The organism is Metabacillus bambusae, from assembly GCF_017497975.1.
Taxonomy (GTDB): Bacteria; Bacillota; Bacilli; order Bacillales; family Bacillaceae; genus Metabacillus; species Metabacillus bambusae.
Map to the genome: position 1 here is coordinate 47875 of NZ_JAGDEL010000034.1, position 7991 is coordinate 55865.

Annotated in this window: 9 protein-coding genes; 5 read left to right on the forward strand and 4 right to left on the reverse strand. The window is 36.3% G+C overall.

The genetic code is table 11. The features are described from left to right. Positions 1-11 precede the first annotated feature (11 nt). The gene (locus I7822_RS27130; RefSeq protein ID WP_207982174.1) at positions 12-1118 is read left to right on the forward strand and encodes a GerAB/ArcD/ProY family transporter; all 1107 of its coding nucleotides are present in this window, start codon (positions 12-14) and stop codon (positions 1116-1118) included. A 16-nt stretch (positions 1119-1134) separates the two neighbouring features. Here the strand turns inward: I7822_RS27130 and I7822_RS30860 are convergent, their stop codons facing one another. Beyond that, complete coding sequence (locus tag I7822_RS30860) at positions 1135-1368, reverse strand: YczF family membrane protein (protein ID WP_504739669.1); 234 nt, start codon at positions 1366-1368, stop codon at positions 1135-1137. Positions 1369-1639: 271 nt separating this feature from the next. On the opposite strand from I7822_RS30860, the gene I7822_RS27135 reads away from it, so the two are divergent. After that, complete coding sequence (locus I7822_RS27135; protein ID WP_307847902.1) at positions 1640-1966, forward strand: GNAT family N-acetyltransferase; 327 nt, start codon at positions 1640-1642, stop codon at positions 1964-1966. Positions 1967-2173: 207 nt separating this feature from the next. Here the strand turns inward: I7822_RS27135 and I7822_RS27140 are convergent, their stop codons facing one another. Next, positions 2174-3028: a helix-turn-helix domain-containing protein gene (locus I7822_RS27140; protein ID WP_207982175.1), complete on the reverse strand. Its 855-nt coding sequence runs from the start codon at positions 3026-3028 to the stop codon at positions 2174-2176. A gap of 56 nt (positions 3029-3084) precedes the next feature. On the opposite strand from I7822_RS27140, the gene I7822_RS27145 reads away from it, so the two are divergent. Together I7822_RS27145 and I7822_RS27150 are read left to right on the forward strand one after the other, a co-directional pair. After that, entirely contained in the window at positions 3085-3891 is an 807-nt protein-coding gene (locus tag I7822_RS27145; protein WP_243459709.1) for a phytanoyl-CoA dioxygenase family protein, read from the forward strand. Positions 3892-3915: 24 nt separating this feature from the next. Further along, positions 3916-4803: a sugar phosphate isomerase/epimerase family protein gene (locus I7822_RS27150; RefSeq protein WP_207982177.1), complete on the forward strand. Its 888-nt coding sequence runs from the start codon at positions 3916-3918 to the stop codon at positions 4801-4803. A 298-nt stretch (positions 4804-5101) separates the two neighbouring features. On the opposite strand, the gene I7822_RS27155 is transcribed toward I7822_RS27150, so the two are convergent. Then, on the reverse strand, positions 5102-5647 hold the full coding sequence (locus tag I7822_RS27155) for a DUF420 domain-containing protein (RefSeq protein WP_207982178.1): 546 nt from the start codon (positions 5645-5647) through the stop codon (positions 5102-5104). Between the two features lie 635 nt (positions 5648-6282). Next, positions 6283-6876, reverse strand: coding sequence for a DUF4352 domain-containing protein (locus I7822_RS27160; protein WP_207982179.1), 594 nt, complete (start codon positions 6874-6876; stop codon positions 6283-6285). A 301-nt stretch (positions 6877-7177) separates the two neighbouring features. Between I7822_RS27160 and I7822_RS27165 the strand changes: the two genes are divergently transcribed. Continuing rightward, a complete protein-coding gene (locus I7822_RS27165; RefSeq protein WP_207982180.1) occupies positions 7178-7885 on the forward strand; it encodes a flavin-containing monooxygenase in 708 nt (235 codons plus the stop codon). The last annotated feature ends 106 nt before the right edge of the window (positions 7886-7991 follow it).

Genomic DNA, 7991 nt, shown 5'->3' on the forward strand with positions numbered 1-7991 from the left:
TGGAAAAGGCGGTGGATAAAGTGGAAAACTCGAAAATTAGTCCAGGGCAATTGTTCTCGTTAATTATATTGTTTGACATGGGGACTGCACTGGTGGTCAGTTTGGGAATAATGGCGGAAAAAGACGCTTGGTTGGCCATTCTGCTGGGGGCTGCTGGCGGATTATTCCTTTTTTTTGTTTATACTTCACTTTTTCGTCTTTATCCAGATCTTCCACTCACCACTTACATGAGAGAGATTTTGGGCAAATGGATTGGATGGACTTTAGGGCTGTTTTACATTCTTTTCTTTCTCTATGGAGCGGCAAGGGATGTACGTGATGGAGGAGATTTGCTTGTCAGTTCGGTGTTGGATCAAACGCCAACAATCGTGATCAGTTCTGTTTTAATCATATCGGTCGCATACGTCTTAAACAAGGGGATTGAAGTTTTGGCAAGAACGGCACAAATTTTTTTAGTCATTTTGGTAATATTGGCACTGCTGAGCAACTTGCTTTTGCTTTTATCAGGTACAGTCGAGATTAACCGACTGCTTCCGGTCTTGGGCAATGGTTGGGGCCCTGTGATTAAAACCTCATTGAAACAGACAATTGAATTCCCTCACGGTGAAGTGATTTGCTTTACAATGCTGCTACCCTATTTGAATAAACCGAAAAAGGGGGTTCGGGCAGGGTTCGCCGCTGTGTTGATTAGCGGACTCATTCTCAGCTATTCCAGTGCGCTGAATATCGCCGTGCTCGGGACAGATATCGTCGGACGGACCACCTTCCCCATGTTGTACATGATAAGTTTGATCAATATCGGTGAGTTTATTCAGAGACTGGACGTATTTGTCGTTCTGACATTGATTATCGGAGATTTTTTTAAAGTCGCTATCTTTTTTTATGCGGGAGTGATGGCAGCAGCAGATGTGTTTCAAATCCGGGACTATCGGAAGCTCATTCTGCCTATAGGGCTTCTCATTTTACTTATTTCAATGATGATTACCGGCAGTTTTGCAGAACATATTGAGGAGGGGAATTTAGCCCTGCAGACAGTTTTTGTTCTGTTTGGAACGGTCATCCCTTTAGCCTTATTGTTGGTTGGTGGATTACGGAGACGGTTCAAATCTGATCGGTGATGCATGCGTTTAACAGTTACCTTTTCTCTATGAAATGAAGAACTATTGGTTTTGATAACACATAAAGCATAACCAGGGAAATGGTAACTATTTCATCATTTGTCATGAATGTGAAAGGAGAAATGATATTTGTAAGGGAAACATGGAGAGGCAATTTTACTAGCAGATCCATCATTATAACAAAGCAAACACTTAGTATAAAAAGCATAAGAGAAAGATTGAATATTCGCAAGATGATCTCAGCCTCCAATTATCTATTCGATACGTTTTGTTTTGTTGATATCATTTATTATTATGATAACTATTCGCCGATTTCATTCATTGCCGGGGTATCAAAAACATAGGTCCCATTAGTAGGAGCTCCACATGCTTATCAAGCTAATCTAATTAACCCTAAAACGAAAATTTCATCCCTCTATAGTTTTTAATGAGTAGCACAAATTTCTTGAATTGATGGTGATGGGGTTTCTTTCCACTAACAGATATACAAAAAAGAAGTTAGAAGAAATGGAACAAGAAGAATCTTCTATTATAGGGCGCGTTTATTTAGGAACGCGTCTATTTCCTGTATATCGCTATATTATCAGGGAGATGTGATTGCCTGTGGTCTTGGGGTCATAGAAAGGGAGTACATAGGGCTTTATGATATTGTAACTGATATTAATTTTAGGAATCGAGGATTCGGCGAACAGTTGATATTGAATTTATTAAAATGGGGGAAAGAAAATGGAGCTAAAAACAGTTATCTAGCAGTTCTATTGAATAACGACTCTGCATTAAGACTATATTCAAAAATTGGATACTCTGAAATTTATAAGTATTGGTATAGAGTTAAAGAAAATGTTTAATAGAAAATACTTAAATATTCCATAATAAGGTGTTTATTAGTAATTAAGATAAGAGTCTTTTTTATAGAAAAAAGATTGAGTTGAACGCCTAGATTTGAAATAACTTGAAATGGGACAGTTTAACATAAATGAAAATCATTATAAGAAATGTTTCGATATGTAGGGAGATGTGTTTAACAAACTACGAAAATTATAAAAAACACTCCCTTAATGCTCTAACAGCCTTTTACGATATGCCGACGGATTCATCCCATAACAAGTAGTAAATTGTTTTGTAAAATAGAAGGGGCTTGCAAAGCCTACTTCATTTGCGATCTCGGAAATGGGTAACTGGGTGAATTCTAGTAGTTTTGCTGCATGGCGCAATCTAATTGATAAAAGTGTTGCCATTATAGATGTGCCGACTTGTTCTCGGAATAAGTGGGATAGTCGTGAAGGGGAGAGACAGACATGATCAGCTAAGGATTGAATTGTATGCGCCTCTCTTAACTCTTCATTCAATATATGAACAACCTGTTGCACTCTGTAATCTATTTTGTTTGCTTTTGTGGTTTGTAGCCATTGATTGATAGCCAATAAAATTTCTTCAAGTGCATTCATCGATAACTCCAAAGAAAACTCTTGAAGCAAACGATTATCACGAATCATTCGCTGAAAGCTATTATTAACACGTTCTTGTAGCTGTATATTATTAATTGGAAAATAGATAAAGCCTTTTGTTGTTTCAGGAAGAGTAAGTAATTCTATCCAAGTAGGTCTTGGAAGAAAATGAGCCCAAAAGAATTCCCAGTGATTGTTATTAGATCCATATTGATGAGCGGTTTTTGGTTTTAAAATGGCTAGATCACCTGCTTTTACATGCTGTTCATGACCGTCCACACTAAACAAACCTTCCCCAGAAAGAGTAAACGTTATTATCCACTCTTTCGCTCCATTTGATCGAGTGACCTTGTATTCATTTGACTGATGATAATGATCTGAAAAAAGAACCCCAGGTGATGAAGCATTTTTAAAAATAGCAGGATTGTTATGGTTTATAGTCATTCTCTCTATTCCTTTCATTTTGAGATCTCCCTATAATTTAATTATAGCAATTATTAATAAAAAAGAGGTGGATGATGGTGGAGATTATTACAGAGGCACAAAAAGAACAGTTTGATTCAGAAGGATATTTGATTGTAAAAGGACTATTTTCAAGCGAGGAAATTGAGCAGTTAAAAAATCGGTTTATGCAAATACATTCCGAAGGACCAATACCGGGTTATTTTTCACCACTTTCAGAGGAAGAAGCAAAAGGCGATATATTGAAGATGTATCCAAGGATCATGCACCCTCATAAAATCGACTCACTATCTATGAAGTACTTGTTGGATGTAAGGCTGTTTTCAATTCTGACAAAACTACTTGAAGAGGAGCCACTTGCAGCACAAAGTATGTTTTATTATAAGCCCCCAAGTGCAAAGGGGCAGGCACTTCATCAGGATAATTTTTATTTAAAGATGGAACCAGGAACATGTATTGCAGCCTGGACCGCAATTGATCCATCTAATGAAGAAAACGGTGGACTATATGTGGTTCCTAATTCACAGCATGCTGAAATTCAATGCCCTCATAGAGCTGACCCAGAGAAATCGTTTACTCGTGAAGAGGTCGATATACCAGATGGGCTCCAACCAATACCTGCAATCCTGGAGCCAGGCGATGTGTTGTTTTTTAATGGGAATGTAATTCATGGATCTTATCCAAATACTTCAAAAGACAAATTTCGCCGATCGTTTATTTGTCATTATGCTGGGATTTCCACCACAAAAGCAGGAAATTTCTACAAACCTCTGTATAAACAGGATGGTACGCCTGTTACGGATATTGAAACGACAGAATCGAATCCATGTGGTACGGAATTTACCCAAGCGGAAATACATTAACCTATATTAGGAAAAGGTGGAAAGATGAATAAAATAAATAATGGAAGCAGTGCTCCACCACGTTTAGATATTCAACAATCATGGTGGGCGATGAATGGGATAGGAAATGGCGTACGAGAATGGATAACAGAAGAAAAGGTAGAAAAAATTGCCGAAGCAGGCTTTACAGGGATTAATGGTTTTCTTCCACCTCAAGATAAACAGGAGGAGTGGCACCACTTACTTGAAAAGTATCAGCTTAGCTTTAGCATTAGTGCCTATCCGTGGAATCGTGAAGATTTATCAATTCTTTTAAAGCAAGCACAAGACTTTGGCGTTCAGCATGTCAATTCGCAAGTGATGGATAGTTTTGTTATCGGTGAAGAGGCTGTACAGCTGCTAAAAGGGTTAACAGAGGAAGCTGAACGGTTTGGTACCCCTCATTTTGTAGAAACACATAGAGGAAGAATTACACAGGATTTGTTGCGCACGGTAGATTATGTGAAAGCGATTCCTAATTTAAGTCTCACAATTGATTTTTCTCACTATGTTGTCGCTGGAGAGATGGTCGGGGATATCTTTAGAGCAGAGCCGTTTTTAAATGAATTGTTACAGCGTTGCGGGTGTATTCATGGGAGAGTATCAAATGGTGAACAGGTGCAAGTAGATATTGGACCAAATGGAGAGCATCCGATGCTGAATCGTTTTAAAGGTTGGTGGAAACAAGGGATGGAAAAATGGCTGATGGATGCGAGAGTTGGAGATATTTTCCCATTCGTATGTGAATTGGGTCCACCAGGATATGCAATTACGAAAAACAGCTATAGTAAAGGGAATATGGAGGAAATTTCCGATCGATGGGAGCAATCTCTATTACTTAAACGAATTGCCGAAGAACAATGGGCAGAATGTGTGAAAGGGTTAGAGGAATAGAAAGTAAACTTTATAAAAAGTAACTAAGAAAAACGAGTGTAAATTTAGAATGAACTGTACCCAATCAAATAGACAATTTAAAAAAAGAGTAGCCACATAAGAGGTGACTTCATCATTAGGCGAGGCTGCTTTAAAAAGTAGACAGAAATGTGGAGGTATGGTGCTACTACTTGAGGTAAGTTACGATAAGTTCAGGTATGATTATTGAGTTCTAAGTGTAATAAATAAAAGCTACAATCTTTTTGAATATAAAAAGTTTGTAGCTTTTTATTATGAAAAGAACACCTTTATACTGGAATTAATAATAGGGTGATATCATGAAGTAGACCAAAACACCAGTGAAGCTTACATATAGCCAGATCGGCATCGTCCAACGAGCAATTTTCCGATGCTTTTCTACTTGCATATTCAAGCCCCTTCCTAGCGTAATAAGTGCAAGTGGTACAATTGCTGCCGCCAGGAAAATATGAGTGATCAAAACAAAATAGTAGATACTCTTTAATAATCCTTCCCCGCCATAGCTAGTTGATTCAGCCATTGAATGGTAGGTCAAATAACTAATACAAAATAAAAATGTTGTCGTGAATGCCGCGATAATGAAACGGCGATGCAGATTAATGTTTTTTTGCCTGATTGTAATCAATGCAAGAATAAGAAAAAGAAATGTAAAGGTGTTAAAAATGGCATTCATTAACGGTAATACAGTTAATTCTATTCCCAAAATGCTACCATCATTGCTTTTGGGCAAAAAATACGTTCCGATTATCACACCTACAATGACAATTGACAAGGTCCAAATCAATGAATTGTAATTTCGCTGTTTCACAGAATGATTATTACTCATGTTATTTGCTCCTAAAATAATAGTGGTTTTCTTAAGAATAAATAAAGAAATAGCAAAGATCAAATTATTTTTATTATAATAACGAATTTGTCATTATCTCGACAAAAAAGTATTTTATCAATTTGTTGCAAAGTTAAACCTATAGCATAAGTAACCAAGTGCTAGAATGAAGTTGTTTGAGTATGTCATTTTCATTTACCTTTTTCTCATAAGAAACGTGTAAATTCCTCAATCGTTTAATATTTTATAAGAACAAAAGATAGTTTACTGGAAAATAGTTATGTAAACAAATACCTTATAAGTAGATCGGACGTGCTAGAATGTCAATATAAAAACTAATAGAAGCAGCAAATAAGTTTACACTAGATGAAGAATACATTGGAGTATCAGAAGAAAAGCGACAACAATTTATTTAACGATTCCCAATCGAGACTTTGTCTGAAATGACTATTGCAGGTATGCTGATACCTCGACAAGAGAGGTGTTCATTTTGGTGGCATAGGCAGTGGTAATGCCTCGAAGTTTGGGATTTATCGAAGTGGCATTGGAGAGTACTGTATGGGTGCGTCGACCCCTAAAAAAATCTTACTAAAAAAAGACCAGGAATATGTTTATTTATCCTGATCCATTGGCTATTATTGAAGGTCAATTGTTTGTGTTTCTGTTCCCCAGAAACCAGATTGTACTTGGAGCTGGTATGCCGCTTTGGCATCAGCTACATCAAAAACAACCTTCCCACGATTTTCAAGATTTGGATTAATTTCTTCTAAGAAAAATCCTTTTCCTGCTTCATTCGCGTAAAGTGTTGCAGAATCATCTGCATTATATTCTGTATCCCCTTGAAGTAACTTAAAGAAGGATGAATCTGTCATGATTGCTTCTTTTCCTTCATTTTTTACTGTGACATCAAGAATTAAATAGGTTCCGCTTGCGTTTTGTCCAAATTCGCCACCAACATTATTTGCAGTTGACTTCCCATGAACAGTAAATACAACATCGCCAACTTTTACGGCATCACCAATTTTATATGTTTTTGTTTCTTCCTGCTTTTCACCTTCAGCTGCATCTGTTCCTTCTTCAGTTTCTGGAGGTGCAGCATCTCCAGCATCGTTTGCTAAGTCGGTATCATCTTCACCGCCACCAGTAGCGATAGCTATCACCAAGATTACCGCAATAGCCCAAAACCACCAACGTCTATAAAAAGGCTTCTTTATTCTTTCTTTTGCCATATTCAAGTCACACTCCTAATTTGAATTATGTTTGACTTACATATAGGTTTTACAGGAATGAAATAAATTATTTAAGAATTTGCTGTTAATTAATTTCAATAATTTATGCAGATAATAAAACAATTATAGTAAATTGGGTTAGCTGAAGAAATTAGTAACATGTTATGATAGGTACAGTTAAGGAATTGGATTTAATTGGATATTTTTATGTTACTATATAAATCCCTTTTTAAATGATTAAAATGGTTATTGTATATCTTTAAGAGAATTGATTCATTTTTATTGTATAAGGAGATAAAAAATGTTTGATGTGATTATAATTGGTGCAGGTCAAGCTGGCCTTTCTATTGGATATCATCTTTTGAAGCAAACGAAAAACTTTTTAATAATAGATCAAAGTAAGAAAATCGGTGATACTTGGAAGAATCGTTATGATTCCTTAGTATTATTTACTATTAGAGAATTTAGTTCTTTACCTGGTTTACAAATAAAGGGTGATCCTCAGGGGTTTCCAACTAAAAATGAAGTTGTTGAATACTTGGACCTTTATGCAAGGACGTTTGAGTTACCAATTCAAATGGAAACGAACGTTCAATCTTTGGAAAAACAAGAAAATACCTTCATTATTATCACGGAAAAAGAAACCTTGCATTCAAAACAGGTTATCATTGCAACTGGACCTTTTCAATTACCCTCCATTCCATTAATCTCAAGGAATCTTTCTAATAATGTGTTTCAAGTTCATTCATCTGAATATAAAAATGCTAGCCAATTACTACCTGGAAATGCACTTATAGTTGGAGGAGGGAATTCTGGTGCACAAATTGCGGTAGAGCTTTCTTCTTCGAGAGAGGTGCATTTATCCATAAGCAAAGAAATTCGTTTTCTACCTTTATCTTTCTTTGGAAAGAGTATTTTTTGGTGGTTCAAGAAACTCGGGATATTAAATGCTACTGCAGAATCATTTATCGGAAAAAGGATTCGTGGTAATGTTATTATCCCCTTATAGTGGACAGTAAAAAGAAAGGATTGTACTGTCTTCTATGGAGGGGATTTTTTCATGGGGAAAATTAGAACAACCTATACAAAAGAAATTAAGCTAAAAGCGATTAATT